The sequence below is a fragment of the Sorangium sp. So ce117 genome (assembly GCF_051524395.1).
Taxonomy (GTDB): Bacteria; Myxococcota_A; Polyangia; order Polyangiales; family Polyangiaceae; genus Sorangium; species Sorangium cellulosum_B.
Map to the genome: position 1 here is coordinate 11587398 of NZ_CP150309.1, position 17270 is coordinate 11604667.

Here is a 17270-nt window from a genome sequence, read left to right on the forward strand (position 1 = left end):
TTCCCCGGGGATTCCGGTTCGCGGTGGGGGAAGCCACGTTGCGAGCGCCTGACGGCTGGTAGAAAAAGGATGCTGTACGCAAAGTGCATCGGGCCAGGTAGCCTTTTCGCGTCGACCGGGGGAGAACGCATGCCAACCTGTATGGGTGGCCAATGAGGGTGGAGGCGCCACGGGGGGTGATCGGCGGGTGTTGCACCGGTTCAACCAGCCCCACGCGCCCCGTCCTGGCGACTCCCCTCGCTCACAGGAGCCCGCCCCGGAGGCTCCCGTGAACCGCCCAGCGGATACGCCGTCCCATCGCATCCTCATCGTGGACGACAGCCCCACGTACCTGAACCAGGTCGCGGCGGCGATGCGCGATGAAGGCTACTTGCCGGTGCTCGCCCACTCGGGGGAGGAGGCGCTCGCGCGGCTCACGGTGGCGCGCGTCGACGGCATTCTGCTCGACATGGTGATGCCGGGTCTGTCGGGCCCGGCCACGTGCCTCCGCATCAAGGCGAACGCCTCGTGGCGGCCGATCCCGCTGCTGATGCTCACCGGCCGCGACGACCACAAGGCGATCCTCGACGCCCTCTCGGCCGGCGCCGACGATTTCGTGACGAAGACGGGCGAGCTCACGGTGCTGAAGGCGCGCCTGCGCGCCCAGCTGCGCAGGAAGCATTACGAGGACGAGAACCGCAGGATGCGCGAGCTCCTCCTGCGCCGGGAGATGGAGGCGGCGGAGGCGCGCGCCGACCGGCGCCTCAAGCAGAGCGAGGAGCGGTTCCGCCTCATCGTGGAGGGCGTCCAGGACTACGCCATCTTCATGCTCGACCCCGCCGGCCGCATCGCCAGCTGGAACCCGGGCGCCGAGCGCATCAACGGCTACCGCGCCGACGAGATCATCGGCTGCCACTGCTCGGTCCTCTTCCCGCCGGAGGACGTCGAGCTCGGCAGGCCCGCCGCGGAGCTCGAGTCCACCGTGGAGACCGGCCGCTCGATCCAGGAGGGCTACCGCGTCCGCAAGGACGGCACCCGCTACTGGGCGAACGAGGTGATCAGCGTGCTCTTCGACGAGGCCGGGCAGCTGCGCGGCTTCGCGAAGGTCACCCGCGACGTGACGGAGCGCCGCCGCGTCCACGAGGCGCAGCGCATCCTCGTCTCCGCCGGGCAGATCCTCGGCGAGTCGCTCGATTTCGAGGAGACGCTGCGGCGCGTGGTCCGCGTCGCGCTCCCCGACTTCGCGTCGATCTGCGTGCTCCTGCTGCAGGACGAGTCCGGCGCGATCGATCGGCAGGTGACCGCCCACGCGGATCCCTCGATGGCGATGGCGACCGAGCTGCTCGGCAGGATCACGGCCGACTCTGCCGGGCGAGGGATCGGCAGGGTCCTGCGCACGGCGCAGCCGGAGCTCATCCCCAAGGTGACCGACTCCTTCGTCCGCGCGATCTCGTTCGATCAGGCGCACTACGAGGCGCTGCGCTCGCTCTCGCTCGCCTCGCACCTCACGGTCCCGCTGACGGCGCGCGGCCGCACGCTGGGCACGCTCTCGTTCGCCTCGACGCACCGGCGCTACGACGCGGTCGATCTCGACCTCGCGCAGGATCTCGCGCGGCGCGCGGCGCTGGCCGTCGACAACGCCCGGCTCTACCGGGAGGCGCAGCTCGCGGTGCGCGCGCGCGACGATTTCCTCACGATCGCCTCGCACGAGCTCCGCACGCCGCTCACGCCCATGCAGCTGCAGGTCGACGGCCTCCTGCGCGCCGGCAAGCGCGGCGGCCTCACCGCCGAGCGCGCCACGCCGCGGCTCGAGATGATCAAGCGGCAGGTCGAGCGGCTCGCCCGGCTCATCACGAACCTGCTCGACATCTCGCGCATCTCCGCGGGCCGCCTGCAGATCGAGCTCGAGGACGTCGATCTCGCGGCCACGGTGAACGAGGCGCTGGAGCGGTTCCGCGAGGAGCTCTGCGCGGCCGGCTGCCCCGTCAACCTGTCGGCCCCCGCCTCGATCGTCGGCCGGTGGGATCGCCTCCGGCTCGATCAGATCGTCACGAACCTCCTTTCGAACGCCGTCAAATACGGCGCCGGAAAGCCCATCGACGTCACGCTGGAGGACCTCGCGGACCGCGCCCGCCTGACGGTGCGGGATCGCGGCATCGGCATCGCCCCGGAGCAGCAGGCCCGCATCTTCGAGCGCTTCGAGCGCGCCGTCTCCAGCGAGAACTACAGCGGCTTCGGCATGGGGCTGTGGATCGTGCGGCAGATCGCCGACGCGCTCGGGGCGACGATCCAGGTCGACAGCCGGCCGGGCGAGGGGGCGACCTTCACCGTCGACCTGCCGAAGGAGCCTGCCTGACGCCCTCCACGCCGCGCGGCTAGAGCGCCCGCCGCACCCGGCGTCGCTGCTCGATCATGTGCTGGGTGATCTGCTGCCTGCCCTCGGCGCGCTCCACCAGCGTCCACACGTTGTCGCCGCGCTCCCTGCCCGCGCAGTCGAGGAGCGCGTCGGCCGCTTGCTCGGCGGGGATGAGCCCGTCGTGCCGTCCCGGGAGCTCCACCACGGCCGCGCGCGTGCAGAGCCCGCCCATCGTGGCCAGCATCCGGCGCACGATCTCGCGGAAGACCGCCTCGTCGAACGCGTCGCGCTCGCCGGCGCCGAACAGGACGAGCTTGTCGAACGCCATGCGCGGCTTGCACGGGATCATGACGACCTCGCCGAGCTCGCCGGTGATCAGGCCCTGCCGCCTCAGCTCGGAGATCCGGCCGCCGAGCCGCCAGTCGCAGAGGCCGGCCACGCCGTGGGCCGGCCGCGCGTCGCTGAACGGGGCGCACGCGAGCACCTCCGAGTCGAGCTCGTCGAGGCTCTGCAGGTCGGGGGAGATGAACCGTAATTCCACGTGGATCAGACGCTGATGGCGCCCTTGCGGAAGTCGCTCTTCGCGATCTTCACGTTGACGCAAGCGGGCCTGCCGCACCGGAACGCCTCGTCCAGCGCGGGCCCGAGCTCCTCGACGCGCTCCACGCAGGCCCCGAAGCCGCCGAGCGCCTCGACCACGCGGTCGTACCGGGTGAAGTCGAGCGACGTCGCCGGCGCGCGGCCCTCGCCGTAGAGCTCCACCTGCCCCCGGCGGATCTGCGTCCAGGCCGCGTCGTTCCCGATCACGCTCACGACGGGGATGCCCTGGCGCACCATCGCCTCGAACTCGAGCGCGTGGAAGCCGAACGATCCATCGCCGTACACGAGGACCACGTTGGCCTCTGGCCGCGCCAGCTTGGCCGCCATCGCGTAACCCGGTCCCACCCCGAGGGTCCCGAGCGGGCCGGGGTCCATCCAGAGCTGCGGCCACTCGAGCTTCAGCACGTTCGCGGCCGTGGCCACGAAGTCCCCTCCGTCGCCGATGACGATGTCGTCCTTGCCGAGGCGCTTGCCGATCTCCGCGCAGACGCGCAGCGGGTTCGGCGGGTCGCCGTCGCTCGCGATCTCCGCCAGCATCTTCGCGCGCGATCGCTCCTCGGCCTCGCGCACGGCCGAGAGCCACGCCGCGGCCGTCTTGTCGGGCACCTCCGCGAGCAGCTGCTCCAGGACGACGCCGCTGTCCCCGTCGATCCCGACGTCGACGCGGCGGTTCTTGCCGAGCTCGCTCCCGTCGAGATCGATCTGGACGACCTTGGCCGCCGGGCTGACGGCGCGGCCGTACTCGAGGCGGAAGTCGAAGGGGGTCCCGAGCACCACGCAGAGGTCGGTCTGCGAGAGCGCGAAGCGGCGCGAGCGGCTCATGAGCCCCGGGTGCGCGTGGGGCAGGGCGCCGCGGGCCATGCCGTTCAGGTAGAAGGGCGCCTTCACCGCGTCGGCGAAGCGGCGCAGCGCGTCGCGCCGCGGCGACCACCGGAGCTGGCTCCCGACGATGAACATGGGCCGCTCGGCGTCCCTCAGCAGGGCCGCGGCCCGCGCGACGGCGGCCGGGTCGCCCCCGGGACGAGGCGGGGCCGCGGGCGCGGTGGCGGGCGCCTCGTCGCCGGCGTAGTTCATCAGCAGGTCGAGCGGCATCTCGAGGAAGACCGGGCCTGGCACGTTCGCCTGGGCGATGCGGAAGGCCGAGTCCACGTACTCCTGGATGCGATCGGTCGAGGGGACGGAGACGCTCCACTTCGAGATGGGGCGCATCAGCTCGACGTGGTTCATGTCCTGCAGCGAGCCCATGTCGGCGAGGGCGCGCGGGCCGGCGCCCCCGAGGACGACCATCGGGACGCCCGCGCGCTGGGCGTTGGCGACGGCCGTCACCACGTCCGTCACGCCCGGCCCCGCGGTGACGGCGCACACCCCCGGCCTCCCGGTCACCCGCGCGTACCCGTCGGCGGCGTGTCCGGCGGTCTGCTCGTGTCGCACGTCGACCACCCGGATGCCGTCATCCAGGCACCCGTCGTAGATCGCCTGGATGTGCCCGCCGCACAGGGTGAAGAGGTGCGTCACCCCGTGTCTCGCGAGGGCCTTCGAGACAAGCCTGCCGCCGTGCACCTGCGCCATGGGGCCGGCATATACCATGTGCGACCCAGCGTCCTGCCGGCGAGCGGTCGGCTCGCGCCGCCGCCCGTGCGCGGGCGCGCGCCGCCCCGGCCACGTCGCCGGCCCGGGCCGCTCGGCGCCCCGAGCCGGCGCTCAGGGGACGAGCCCCGTGCCACGCGTCGACGGCCGCACGACCCTCGCGCTGCGGCGGCGCGTCGAGGAGTCCACTCGTCAAAACATCACCGGAGCTCGGGGGTCGTGTCCGCCTGAAACCCCCATTGTCCGGGTGGTAGGCAAGTGTTCTTCCTAACCTCCCGACCTCGTCGGAGCTCTCTCGGGATCAGAGCACCACCCGCTTGCTGGCGCGCGCGCCGCCTCCCTGACGGGTGATCCACGCTATCGCCCGATCAGGTCGGCTATCCGACCGCCGAGAAGGATAACCCCCCTTCCCGGGGTGTTACTGTAAAAATACAGCTCCGCCACAGCGACGACTCCGACCTTGGATGCGAGGTCGTCGCCCCACCGCGACGGCCGACGCCTTTGGGATCACAACCCCGACGCTGTTCTCTTCTATCCGGGCCACGAGATGATATAGTTGGAACCTTATTGCAGGTGCCAGCTCGACACCGCCACCTCTCTCGACCTCTCCCCGGTGCTCCTTCCCTGCAGCCACCGGCCTCGGAGAGGGTCCGGTTCTCTGCCGGCGGGGCCATCTCGCCGCCGGCGGTCGCCTCCGGCGTCGGCGCTCCCCGTAACCTGGCGGAAACATTTCGGAGGGGGCTGGGTGGGTGGCGCCCCCGAGCTTCTGTGAGGAGCGTAACCGGTTCAGGGCCATCGCGGCGATCGGCGGGCGCTGGGTGGTTGGCAACACAGGGCGTGTCGAGCTCACCGAGCCCTCGCGGGGCGCGCGCGGCGCGGCCTGCCGCGATGCATGGCGCGCGGCGAGGGAGCGCCGCGGCGACCGGGCAGCGGGTCCGGCCGATGGCGGCGCTGGCGCGGCTCGCCTGCCGCGTGGCGATGACACACGATCTCCATTACGTGTGCTCGCCAACTCCTTTGCCGCGCGCCGACCTCGACAGGCTGGAGGCGTGGAGCCGCTGCGGCGATCTGGGCAGCGTCAGGGGTGAACACGAGCCATCTTGTGCGACGCTCTCGTGGACGCTGCCTTCACAACCTACGTCCCGAGCGGCGTCTACCACGTGTGCGCCGACTTCACCCGTCCGGGCGTTCCCGACACCGGATCGCCATGTTGCTTTCACTGGTATGCGCCGGGACCTTCTCCGTCCATGGTGCATCATTTCATCAACGCGCGATCGCTCAGGGCATCACGCGCTCCTGTTGAAGCGCAAGGAGGGCCGAATTCTCGGCGATTTTGCGCGCGGTCCCGCGGGGACTCTCGTGCGCTGGCGCCTCCCCCTCTCGCAGCGTTCATTTCAAATATCCTGCGCTCACAGAACGTTACCCAATACACCAAAATCACGCGTGACTGCTTACATGAGCTGGCGAGCTTGTTGTTTTCTATTTCGGGAAGGCTCTGTATCGGTTATGCGGGATAAGAGGACGCGCAATCGCGCTTCGCTGGAGTAGCATCTTCCTATGTCGGAGCCCCCTAGTAGCAGTCAGTTGATCCGGATACCCATGGTGCTGGCGCTCGACTGCAGCCCCCATTTTCTGGCTCGTTGCCGGAGGGTTGCAGCGCGGGCTCGTTTCCTCGTCCGCTCCTGCGATGCAGGCTCGGCGTGGGGGGTGGCCGTCCGCCTCCGCCCGCTGGCCATCGTCTTGCCGAGCCACTTGCACGATCGTGCGCCGAAGACCTTCGAGCTGCTCGCGGAGGACGCGGGAGCACGCCTCGTCGTCGTGGAGTCCGAGCAGCTGCCCGCGGGCGAGCTGGAGGGGCACATCACCTACGCGATCGGCGAAGCAAGCCGCGCGCGCGGCGCCTAGGCTGGAGCGGGGGTGCAGGTTCGTGCGCTGCGAGCTCGGCCGCCGGGCAGGCGCGGTCCGTCGCCAGGCAGGCGGCCCGCCGCCGGGCGCTTCGGCCGCGGGCCTCAGTCGGTGCGGACGCCCGCGGTGAAGTGGAAGCCCCACGTGTGGTCGAGCGGCGGGCCGAGCTCCTCGTCGAAGGGCAGCATCAGGCCCGTTCGGAGGAACGCGAGGTTGCGCTCGATCGCGAGGAAAGGCTCGATGGCCAGGACGTAGAGATTGCGGGCGACGGCGTGCCGGATGCTCACGTTGTCGAACGTGGGCAGCGCCATCCCTTGCACGCGCACGCCGCCGCCGATCCCGTGGCCGATCTGGAGCTCGGCGGCGTGCTGGATCGCGACCTCGTACTCCTTGTTGCGGCCGAGCGGGATGTAGAGCACCGGCTCGAGCTGGAAGCGCCCGATCAACCGTGAGCCGACGTGGACCTCGGCGCCGAGGCGCGCGTGGATCGGGAGGATGCTCGGGAAGTACTCGTGGAGATCCCAGTACGCCCGGCTGGCGCTGACGGGCTCGTAGCTGGCGTGGTGGTGGGTCTTGCCCGAGAGCGTCGCCAGCCCGACGTCGCCGCCCACCGTGAGCCAGAACGTCCGGCCGACGCGGGCGACGTGATGGGCGCCGAGCATCACGTTGCCGAGCACGGCGTCGGTGCGCTCGGCCATCGCGAGCCCGAACGGGAGTCGGACATCGAGGAACGTGTGCTGGGCGAACGGCATGCGGGCGAAGAGGGCGACCGCGAGCCCGGAGACCTCGCCGTCGCCGCCGGTGAACGAGGAGGTCTCCAGGCCGATCGCGCCACGCTGGCTCAGCGGGACGGTCCCCTCGTCGATGGTTCTGCCGCCCGACCCGCGCGCGGGCGGCGGCCCCAGCTCGGTGTCCGAGAGGGACAGCGCCCAGGGCGCCGGCGTGCTGCCCTTGCGGCCCGCCTCCGCCCCACCCGGCTTCCGGTCGGGCGACGCCGAGTCCGAGGGCGGCCCGGCGGCTCCCGGCGCCGTTCGCGCCTCTTCCGGCGCGAGCGGCGAGGCGTCTGGCTCAGGTGCGCCCGCTTCGGGCGCGCCGAGCGCCGGGGGCTGCGGCGGCCCGCCGGGCAACGGCGTCGCGGGCGGCTGCGGTGTGCCTGAGGCCGGCGGCTGCGGCGTGCCGGGTGCCGATGTCGCGGGCGACGGCGGTGTGCCCGGCGCCGGCGTCGCGGGCGGCTGCGGTGTGCCTGAAGCCGGCGGCTGCGGTGTGCCCGGCGCCGGCGTTGCGGGCGGCTGCCGTGCACCAGGTGCCGGAGGCGCTCCCGCCGACGCGGAGGGCGCAGGGCCAGCTGCCGGCCGAGGCGCCGCGGGCTGCGCAGCGGAGGGCGCGGCCGCGAGGGTCGCCGCCAGCCAGGAAAGCGAGGACAAGACCAGGATTCGACGTGGCATCGTGTCTCCTTGGAGCGCGCATCCTATCGTCTCGGCGGGCGCGCGCGGTCTGCTCCGGCGAGCGCTGAACGCGCCTCCGGTGGCGCGACCGCCGTCCCGCAGCGCCAGCGCCATCCCGCAGCGACACGGGCACGGGGCGGCCCGGAGGCAGAGGCGAGCGCCGCGCGGCGCCCCGCCGCGGAGCAGCGGCGCGGGGCCGGGCCCTCCCGCGCGCCGCTACAGCAGCGCGGCGAGGGCGGCCGCGAGCCGCTCGTAGTGCGGCCTGTCGTTGTAGATCTGGGCCGAGATCCGGAGGTGCCGCCGGGGCGACGCGGGCCAGGCGAACACCGGCACCTCGATCCCCCACCGCTCGAGCAGCGCGTCCTGGAGCGGATCGAGGCGCAGCCGGGGTGACGGCGCGCCGGGGAGCGGCACCGTCGCGAGCGCGCCGATCATCGCGTCGGGGCTCGGCGGCATGCAGCCGAGCGCCTCGCACAGGAGGTCGCGCGCGGCGAGCGCCGTCGCCCGGTTGTGCGCCTGGAGCGCGGGCCAGCCGCCGGGCACGAGCGCGGCCATGGCGCGGAGCGCGTCCGCGACGCAGAGCGCCGCGCTGGGGTCGGCCGTGCCGGTCCAGTCGAACTCGAGCAAGAAGCGCGACCTGTCGGTGCGCGGCGAGTTGGCGCCGTGGCTGATGGAGAGAGGGCGGACCGCGCCCTGCTTGTCCCGCCGCACGTGGAGGAACGCCGCGCCCTTCGGCGAACAGAGCCATTTGTGGCAGTTGCCGGTGTAATAGGCCGCCCCGAGGGCGCGGAGATCGAGCGGCACCATGCCGGGCGCGTGCGCGCCGTCGACCAGCACGTCGACGCCGCGCTCCGCGAGCGCGGCGATCAGCGAGGCGACAGGGAACACGAGCCCCGTCGGGCTCGTCACGTGGTCGACGAGGACGAGCCGCGTCCGCGGCCCCACGCGCGCGAGCACCGCCTCGACCACCTGCTCGGGCGCCTCGATGGGGAACGGCACCGGCGCGACAACCACGCGCGCACCAGCGCGGGCCGCGACCGCCTCGGCCGCGTTGTTGCAGGCGTTGTACCCGTGATCGGTGATGCAGAGCTCGTCGTCGGGTCGCAGCGAGAGCGACCGCAGCACCGTGTTGACCCCGACGGTCGCGTTGGGGACGAACACGAGGTCGTCGAGGTCAGCGCCGACGAAGGAGGCGAGCGCGCCTCGGGCCGCGTCGAGCAGCGGCTCCAGCTCGCGAAGGAAGAACCGGACGGGCTCGCGCTCGAGCTGCTCGCGGTAGCGCTGCTGCGCCTCGAGCACCGCGCGCGGGCAGGCGCCGTACGAGCCGTGGTTCAGGAAGGTGACGGCCGGGTCGAGCGACCAGAGCTCGCGCACGGCGGCGGCGCGCGACTCCGGGAAGGCGTTCGGGTTCATGGCGAGGAGCGGGCCCCGAGGAGGCGACGTGCCGGAGGGCCCGGAACAATGTCGCGCGGGCCCCGACCCCTGTCGAGGGCCACGCGAGGAGCAGCTCCCAGTCCATGATGGATTGTATCGTCAATGTTGAATCATGGATCAACCATGACCGGATGCCCCCGGTCATGCAGAGCCGGTCAACCCGTCCATGATGGACATCGCGTCCGGTCGTCCCATGACGGACATCGCATCTGCCCTCTCATGATGGACACCGCACCTGCCATCCCACGATGGACACCCCATCTTCGGTCCCATGACGGACACCGGGATCAGCGGCCCGACCAGACCGGGGAGGCGCTGTTCATCTCGAGCGCATCCATGCGCCGCGCCGCGGGTGAGGGCGGAGCCGCCGCGGCCGCGCGCGCGGTCTTCCGCGCGCTCGCCACCGCCGAGGCCGCCTGGACGGCGCGCTCCTTCTCCTTGTCCGACCGGGCGCGCGCCGCCTGCTGCCGGAGCCGGTCCTCCGCCGCGGCGAGCTTCGCCTCGGCCACGCCGAAGTTGCCCGCGCTTACCTCCTGAGCCGCGTCGAGCTGCATCATGCCCGCCTCCATCACCGCGGCGATCGTCTGGGTCTTCTCGTTCTGGTGCGCGGCGACGAGGGCCGGATCGCTCGTCACATCGTAGCGGGCGACCACCTCCTGCACGCGCGGGAGATTGCCGCTCTCGGCGTCGCGGAAGTGGAGCCGCACGCTCGCCAGCGGGTGAGAGCCGGCCGCCGGCGCGGTGACCCGCGCCCGCACGAGCATCTCGCGGTGCTGCCCGCCGAACATCGTGCCGAGCAGCACCCGGAGCGCGTCCCCGGAGCGCTCGGTGCGCTCGTTGGGGACGTCGAGCAGCTCCACGCCGGGCGCCGGGACGATCTCGACGAACGCGCCCGTCGCCGCCGTCGTCTGGAGCAGGGCGAGCTCGCGCTCGAGGACGGAGGACATCTCCCGCGCCTCGGTGAGGTGGTACAGCCGGCCGCTGGAGCCGATGGCGAGCGCGTTGAGCGTGCGCTCGTCGTAGTCGGCCCCCACCCCGATCGACGTGATCTGCACCCCGTGCGCGGCGCCGCGCTGGGCGAGCGCCCCGAGGATGTCGGGAGAGGAAGGCCCGATGTTCGCCTGGCCGTCCGAGATGAGCACCACGCGCCGGACGGCGTGCGTCGACGGCGCCGCGAGCGCGTGCTGCTCCGCGAGCTGGAGGCCACCGAAGAGGTTGGTGCTGCCGTCGGGGCCGAGCGCGGCGATGGCGCGCGCCACCGCGGGCCGCGTCGACCGGCCGAGCACCGTCGGCGAGACGCGCGCCTGCGCGGTGTCGGCGAACGACGCGACCGAGACGAGATCGCCGTCGGGGAGCCTGTCGACGAACGCCTGCGCCGCCGCGCGGGCGTTCTCCATCTTGGGGCCTTGCATCGAGCCGGAGGCGTCCACGAGCAGCACGACCGCCGCCGGCGCGCGCGGCTGTCCGCGGGCCGCGCGCGCCGCCGGGACATCGATCCACACGCCGAGCTGCGTCTCGCGCGTCCCCGGCAGCGCGAAGGCGCTCGCGCCCGCGGCGCCGATCCAGACGCCCTGGTTCCCCGCGGGCGCCGGCTCCGGCCGGGACGACGGCACGTCGGCCGCCGCCGCAGAGGGCTCGGCCGGCTCCGTCGGGGCCGCGGCCACGGCGACCGGCTTCGCCGCCTCCTCCCGCGCCGCCGCGCCCGGCGCGGCCGCCACCGCCGCGGCGGTCGTGCCCGGAGGCGCCGCCGCGCTGGCCGTGCAGCCCAGAGCCGCCCATCCCATCAGCAATCCAGCGAGCATCGTCCGCATCGAGAAGCTCCTTCCGCCGCAAGCCATGGCGCGGCCCAGGGAGGGACCCGCGTCCCTCCGCCGCGATCTCCCGGTCCCCGCAGCGCGCGGCTTGTACGGACCGGGCCGAAAAAAGATCTCCGGAAGAGCCGGCGTCGGCATCACCGCCGCCGGCCCTCGCACCGGCGAAAGGCCGCCGCTCCGCGCCCGCGCCCGGAGCCCCCTCCGAGCACACATCCATGGGTCGTCCCTGCCTGACTCCAGGGCACATCTCGAGATCTCACGAGATCTGCGACTCCCGACGTCCCTCTGTCGGTGGTTCAGGTCTTGCTCATTCACGACCGTCGACGGGCGATCGCCGGAGCGCGGCGCCCGGACACGATGCGCCGCACGGAGCGGCGATGCCGGAGGAGGTCGATCCGATGCAACTCGCGCGAAGCAAATCTCCAGCTCTTCTCGCCGCGTTCGCGGCGGTCTTCCTCGCTGTCGGGAGCCTCCTTGCTTTGCCGGGCTACACGCTCACCGGCACGGGCGTCCGCGTGAGGACCATCGGCGTGCTCAACATCGATGTCTATCGGATCAGCCATTACATGGAGCAGCTCCCTGCCACGAGGTCCAAGGACGCCGTCATCGACATGGACACGGCGAAGAAGTTCGTCTGGACGATGCTTCGCGACGTCGACCGCGCGAGCATCGTCAAGGCGCTGCGGGAGGCGTATGCGTTGAACCGATACACGGACACGCCGAAGATCGAGAGGTTCGTGGCGGCGTTCGAGGGAGACCTCAAGTCGGGAGCGGAGGTCACCATCGCGTACGACCCGCGCGCGAAGACGACCACCGTCACGGTCGCCGGCGGCGGGACGGCGACCGTGGCAGGCCTTGATTTCATGAAGGCCACCTGGCGGATCTGGCTGGGCAAGATCGATCAGCCCACGTTGAGCGAAGAGCTCATCGCCAGGCTCCGCTGAGGCAGGCGAGCCGCTGTCAGTCCGACGGCTTGTCGCGCACCACGAGCACCGACCGGTTCGTGTGGTTCACGACCTTCGCCGCCGTCGTGCCGAGCACCTTGTCGATGCCCGAGTAGCCGTGCGACCCGATGACGATGAGATCCGCGTTCTCCTCGTCGGCCGTCCGGCAGATGACCTCCCAGGCGACGCCGACGTGGATCACGACCTTCGCGAGGAGCTCGGGCGGCACGTCGCGCGCGAGCTGCAAGAGCTCCTCGCGGTCGCTCCGCTCCAGGATCTCGGGGACGCGGGTGGGCGACTCGTTCAACGCTTCCGCGGGCAGGCTGTGGTGCAGCCCGATCCCGCGCACGAGCACGAGCTTACCGCCGAGCTTCTGCGCGAGATCGACGCCCTCCGCGAGGACGAGCGACGCCTTGGGGGAGCTGTCCAGTGCAACGAGGATGGTCCGGGGGTGCTTGAGACTCATGGCGTCCGCCTTTCGTGCGGTGACGTACCGCACCTTCTTTAGCCGACCTGGCGCCGGACGCGCATCGCATCTCTCGGCGGCGGCGCCCCGCTCCTTCGCGCCGGCCCGGCCGCCCGCGCCGAGCCCCGCGGACCGTGCGTCCAGCGTGGATCAGGCGCGGATCATCACGCCATGGCCTCGGTCGTCCGTGAGGATCTCGAACGCCGCGCGCCGCGCCGTGGTCAGGGTCTCGATCCCGACCTCGCGGCCCAGGCTCTTCCGCCGCAGCGTGACGGTGCAAGCCCCGATCTTGGTGTTCAGACAATGCTTCACGCCGCCAGGAGGGTTCCTGTAGGCAAGACCCACGAAATCGCCGGCGGACGCGGAGATCTCCCCCTCGACGCTCAGCCGATCGGTCTCCGTCCGGAAGCGCCAGGTGAAGTAGTCGAACGAGGCATCGGCGCGGACCGACTGGACGAGCGAGCTGAGCGCGATCTCCTCGCCACGGTGCCGGAGGACCAGCGGCGTCATGTTCGGCGTCCAGAACGGTCCGACCTTCAGTCGAGCCGTGGCGACCTCGAGGAAGCTGTCCGGGTGGCTGTCGAACCCGGCGACCTGCCCCCAGGCGTACAGGTCCGTGTGCTTCGTCCCCCAGTTGTGGTTCTGGCTGCCCACCCAGCCCGAGACGTCCACTTCGCGCCCAGCGACGCGGAGGAGGCCGCTGTAGACGGCCATCGGCGCGCCGACCAGCGCCTTCGCCTTCGGCAGCGGGGCGCCGTAGAGGGCCGCCGGGAGCAGCAGGAGGGGCTCTCCACCGCCCTCGTAGGCGAGGTCCCAGGTGATGGCGTCCTCCCCCTCGCCCGCCGCGCCGGTGAGCCTGCCGAGGCTCAGCCGGGCGCCGTCGATGGCGACCGCCAGGCTGTCGCGGGCGAACGAGCAGCGCCCGGCGAACGGGACCTCGCGCTTGGCGACCGCGTGGCGCCCCGACTCGCCGTCGAAGTAGACCGCCCAGAGCTCACCCTCCGCGGCCTCGGGCCGACCGGCCGGGCTGAACAGCGTGTACCGGATCCAGAAGGCGAGCGGCCGCGTCGGGTGGTTCGCGCGCTGGAAGAAGCTCTCGTAGAACCCGCCCCGCTGCCCCGGCCGGTAACGCGCGTGGTTCGCCCGCTCCCGGATCGTCCTCGCCTTCGCGACCGCCATCGAGCCCCCCGCTCCTCCAGCCTAGTGCCCCCGCTTCGACCCGCCGCTGAGAAGATCGCCGATCACCCGCTCCAGATCGTCGAGCGAGATCGGCTTCGCGATCTTCGGGTTGTCCACCCGCTCCACGAACTCCCGCGCGCTCGGCGTGAAGGCGCCGCCCGACATGAAGGCCATCTTCGGCAAGAGCTGCGGGAACCGCTCGGCGATCTCGTCGTACAGGGCCATCCCGCTCATCTGCGGCATCAGGAGATCGCAGACGATCGCGTCGATCCGGCCGCCGCGGTCCCGCAGGAGGTCGAGCGCCTCGTGGCCGCTCTTCGCCACGAGCACCTCGTGCCGCTCCTCGAACGCGCGCGCGAAGGCGTTGAGCAGCATCGGCTCGTCGTCGACGAACAGGATCGTCCCGCGCGACGACGCGCGCGGCGGCTCCGGCGGCGGCCGCGGCGCGGGCAGATCCGTGGGGTTGAGGCCGGTCAGGCGGATCGTGAAGACGGTCCCGACGCCGGGCGTGCTCGACACCGTCATCGTGCCGTGCTGCTCCTCGACGATGTTGCGCGACACCCAGAGCCCGATGCCCGGGCGCGCGCTCTCTTCCTTCGTCGTGAAGAACGGGTCGAAGATCCGCTCGACGACCTCCGGGGTCATCCCGCGCGCGTTGTCCTCCACCTCGACGTGGTGGACGCCGGCGTCGAAGCGCGTCGTCACGCGCACCATGTTCTCGTCGCGGGAGCGGTTCGGCATCGCCTGCGCCGCGTTGATGAACAGGTTCACGAACACCTGCGAGAGCTTGCCCGGATAGCCGACGAACGGCGGCATCTCGCCGTAGCTGCGCTCGATGCGGCAGAGCTGGCTGAGCTGCGGGCCCGTCATGCGCAGCGCGAGCTCGATCACGTCGACGAGATCGACCCGCTCGGGCTTGCGCTCGCTGCTGCTCGAGAAGAGGTTGAGGTCCGTCACGATGTCCCGCATCCGCTCGACGCCGGCGAGCGCCTCGTGGCACGAGCGATCGATGAGGTCGATGGCGCGCAGCAGGTCCTCGTACGAGCCCGAGGCGACCGGGCGCGCCGCCGAGACGAGCTTGTGCGCCCCGCTCCGGATCTGCTCCAGGTTCGCCATCACCCACGCCATGGGGTTGTTGAGCTCGTGCGCGACGCTCGCCGCGACCTGGCCGATCGAGGAGAGCTTCTCGCTGTGGAGGATCTGCGCGCGGCGCGCGACCTCCTCGGTGACGTCGCGCATGAGCGCGAGCGAGGCGTCCTCGCCGTAAAGCCGCGTGATCCGGACCGTCATCACCTTGGTCAGGCCGGCGCGCGTCCCGCAACGGATGGTGGCCTCCCGCGGCGCCTCGGCCCGCGACGCGGACAGCACGAGCGTGCGCAGGGCCGGCACGTCCGCCGCGACCGCGAGCGCGGTGATCGGCCGGCCGATCCACGCCTGCCGCGAGTGCCCGAAGAGCGCCTCGAAGCGCACGTTCAGCCGCGTCAGCATGCCCTCCTGGTCGATCGTCGCGAGGACGTCGGACGAGAGCTCGACGATCTCTCGGTAGCGCTCCTCGGAGGCGAACAGCGAGCGCTGGGCGTACGCCTCGGCGAAGCGGTGCTCGAACTGGAGCAGCAGCGCGTCGACGGCGCGGAGCACGTCGATCGAGGACGAGCCGTCCGCCTCGGCGTTGTCATGCGTCGTGTCGAGGACGCCCGCGACCGCGGTGCGGAACTCGGACGCGGCGATCAGCGGAGCGCTGATGGAGTACCCGGTCGCGTAGCGCTGCTCGACCAGGTGCGTGATAAACTCGTCGAGCAGCGTCTCGCTGCCGTCCTCGAGGATCCTGGTGAACGCGGCGAGCCAGGAGCGCACGTTCTCCGTGACCTCGCCCACGGGCCGATCGGTGTACCGGCCCCGCTCCGGCGGCAGCGCCAGCACGTTCTCGATCCAGTCATCGATGAGCTCGTCCTTGTGCCGCTTGCAGAGGTCGAGGAGCCGCCGGCGCGCGAGCGCCATCGACGTCTCCGCGTTGGTCGGCGGCCCGTGGACCTGCGAGCGCCGCTCGCCGTCCCCCCCGCCGCGCGCGCCCCGCGACTCCGGGACCTGCGAGCGCCGCTCGCCGTCCCCCCCGTTGTGCGCGCTCTTCGCTTCCGGAAGCTCACGCTTGGCTTCCTCGTCCGCTGCCATCGCTGTTACCTGCCGCGGAGGACCTCGCAGCCCATGAACGCCCGGAGCGGCTCCGGCACGACCACCGTGCCGTCCGCCTGCTGGTACTGCTCGAGGATCGCGATGACCGTCCGCCCCACCGCGAGCGCGGACCCGTTCATCGTGTGGACCAGCCGCGGCTTCGCCTTCGGCTCCGGCCGGTAGCGGATCTGGGCGCGGCGCGCCTGGAAGTCGCCGAAGTTCGAGCAGCTAGAGATCTCGCGGTACACCCCCTGGCCGGGCAGCCACACCTCGAGATCGTACGTCTTCCGCGAGCCGAAGCCGAGATCGCCGGTGCAGAGCGCCGACACCCGGTAGTGCAGGCCGAGCCGCTTCAGGACCTCCTCCGCGTGCGCGGTGAGCAGCTCGTGCTGGCGGGCGGAGTCCTCCGGCGCCGAGAACCGCACGAGCTCGACCTTGTCGAACTGGTGCTGCCGGATGAGCCCGCGGACGTCGCGCCCGTGGCTGCCCGCCTCGCTGCGGAAGCACGGCGTGTAGGCCGCGTAGGCGATCGGGAGCGAGGCGCCGTCCAGGATCTCGTCGGCGTGAAGGTTCGTGACCGGGACCTCGGCCGTCGGGATGAGGTACAGGTCGTAGGCCCTCTCCGGGTCGCTCTTCTGCGTCTTGAACAGGTCCTCGGCGAACTTGGGCAGGTTGCCCGTGCCGAAGAGCGCCGTGTCCTTGACGAGGAAGGGCGGCAGCACCTCGAGGTAGCCCTGCTCGCGCGTGTGCAGGTCGAGCATGAACGAGATGAGCGCCCGCTCGAGGCGGGCGGCGGCGCCCATCAGCACGGTGAAGCGCGCCCCCGAGAGCTTCGCCGCGCGCTCGAAGTCGAGGAGGCCGAGGGCCGTGCCGATGTCCCAGTGCGACTTCGGCGCGAACGAGAAGCTCGGCTTCTCGCCCCACGCCCGGACGACCACGTTGCCCTCCTCCCCCGCGCCCACGGGCACCGACGGGTCCGGCAGGTTGGGCACGACGGAGAGCAGCTCGGTCATCCGCTTCTCCAGCTCGGAGACGACCTGCTCGGCCTCCTTGATCCGCGTCGACAGGGCCTTCAGCTCGTCGCGCTTCTGCGCGAACTCGGGCGATTTCTTGTCGAGGCGCGCCATCGCGTCGTTCGCCGCGTTGCGCTCCGCCTGCCACCGCTCGAGCTCCTGGATGTTGGACCGCCTCGCGCTCACCGTGGAGGCGAAGTCGTCTCCGAGGCTGGCGGCGGCGGCGGGCGAGCGAAGAGCGAGCGCCGCGCGCACCTCATCAAGGTGCTCCGCGACGTAGCGAGGATCGAGCATACCCCAGGGTTTAGCTGAAGCCCGCACGCGCGTCAGCAGCCGCGACGCGCCGCTCCGCTCCGAGGATGGGCCCGCTCCCCGCCAG

The 17270-nt window shown here is 71.8% G+C and carries 12 protein-coding genes; 3 read left to right on the top strand and 9 right to left on the bottom strand.

Annotated features, from left to right (window positions below; genetic code table 11):
* Positions 1-268: 268 nt before the first annotated feature.
* Entirely contained in the window at positions 269-2335 is a 2067-nt protein-coding gene (locus tag WMF46_RS43535) for an ATP-binding protein (protein ID WP_157907273.1), read from the top strand.
* A gap of 19 nt (positions 2336-2354) precedes the next feature.
* Here WMF46_RS43535 and WMF46_RS43540 read toward each other — a convergent pair whose 3' ends face one another.
* Together WMF46_RS43540 and WMF46_RS43545 are read right to left on the bottom strand one after the other, a co-directional pair.
* A complete protein-coding gene (locus WMF46_RS43540; protein WP_437295943.1) occupies positions 2355-2876 on the bottom strand; it encodes a M17 family peptidase N-terminal domain-containing protein in 522 nt (173 codons plus the stop codon).
* A 5-nt stretch (positions 2877-2881) separates the two neighbouring features.
* Positions 2882-4504, bottom strand: a complete 1623-nt coding sequence (locus WMF46_RS43545; RefSeq protein WP_437982608.1) for a thiamine pyrophosphate-binding protein — start codon at positions 4502-4504, stop codon at positions 2882-2884.
* A gap of 1575 nt (positions 4505-6079) precedes the next feature.
* Between WMF46_RS43545 and WMF46_RS43550 the strand changes: the two genes are divergently transcribed.
* Entirely contained in the window at positions 6080-6427 is a 348-nt protein-coding gene (locus tag WMF46_RS43550; protein ID WP_437763495.1) for a hypothetical protein, read from the top strand.
* 104 nt (positions 6428-6531) lie between these two features.
* Here WMF46_RS43550 and WMF46_RS43555 read toward each other — a convergent pair whose 3' ends face one another.
* The 3 genes from WMF46_RS43555 to WMF46_RS43565 form a co-directional block, all read right to left on the bottom strand.
* Positions 6532-7554, bottom strand: coding sequence for a hypothetical protein (locus tag WMF46_RS43555; protein WP_437982609.1), 1023 nt, complete (start codon positions 7552-7554; stop codon positions 6532-6534).
* 534 nt (positions 7555-8088) lie between these two features.
* The gene (locus WMF46_RS43560; protein WP_437982610.1) at positions 8089-9285 is read right to left on the bottom strand and encodes an aminotransferase class V-fold PLP-dependent enzyme; all 1197 of its coding nucleotides are present in this window, start codon (positions 9283-9285) and stop codon (positions 8089-8091) included.
* Between the two features lie 308 nt (positions 9286-9593).
* Entirely contained in the window at positions 9594-11117 is a 1524-nt protein-coding gene (locus WMF46_RS43565) for a vWA domain-containing protein (RefSeq protein WP_437982611.1), read from the bottom strand.
* Between the two features lie 401 nt (positions 11118-11518).
* Between WMF46_RS43565 and WMF46_RS43570 the strand changes: the two genes are divergently transcribed.
* Positions 11519-12064 carry a chalcone isomerase family protein gene (locus WMF46_RS43570; RefSeq protein WP_437982612.1) on the top strand — a complete coding sequence of 182 codons (546 nt, stop codon included), beginning with the start codon at positions 11519-11521 and terminating at the stop codon, positions 12062-12064.
* A gap of 16 nt (positions 12065-12080) precedes the next feature.
* Here the strand turns inward: WMF46_RS43570 and WMF46_RS43575 are convergent, their stop codons facing one another.
* The 4 genes from WMF46_RS43575 to serS form a co-directional block, all read right to left on the bottom strand.
* Positions 12081-12530 (bottom strand): universal stress protein, encoded by a 450-nt coding sequence (locus WMF46_RS43575; protein WP_437712908.1) that lies wholly within the window; start codon positions 12528-12530, stop codon positions 12081-12083.
* Between the two features lie 150 nt (positions 12531-12680).
* Positions 12681-13709: a hypothetical protein gene (locus WMF46_RS43580; protein WP_437982613.1), complete on the bottom strand. Its 1029-nt coding sequence runs from the start codon at positions 13707-13709 to the stop codon at positions 12681-12683.
* Between the two features lie 21 nt (positions 13710-13730).
* Positions 13731-15878 carry an ATP-binding protein gene (locus tag WMF46_RS43585; protein WP_437982614.1) on the bottom strand — a complete coding sequence of 716 codons (2148 nt, stop codon included), beginning with the start codon at positions 15876-15878 and terminating at the stop codon, positions 13731-13733.
* Between the two features lie 5 nt (positions 15879-15883).
* A complete protein-coding gene (serS, locus tag WMF46_RS43590; RefSeq protein WP_437982615.1) occupies positions 15884-17185 on the bottom strand; it encodes a serine--tRNA ligase in 1302 nt (433 codons plus the stop codon).
* Positions 17186-17270 lie beyond the last annotated feature (85 nt).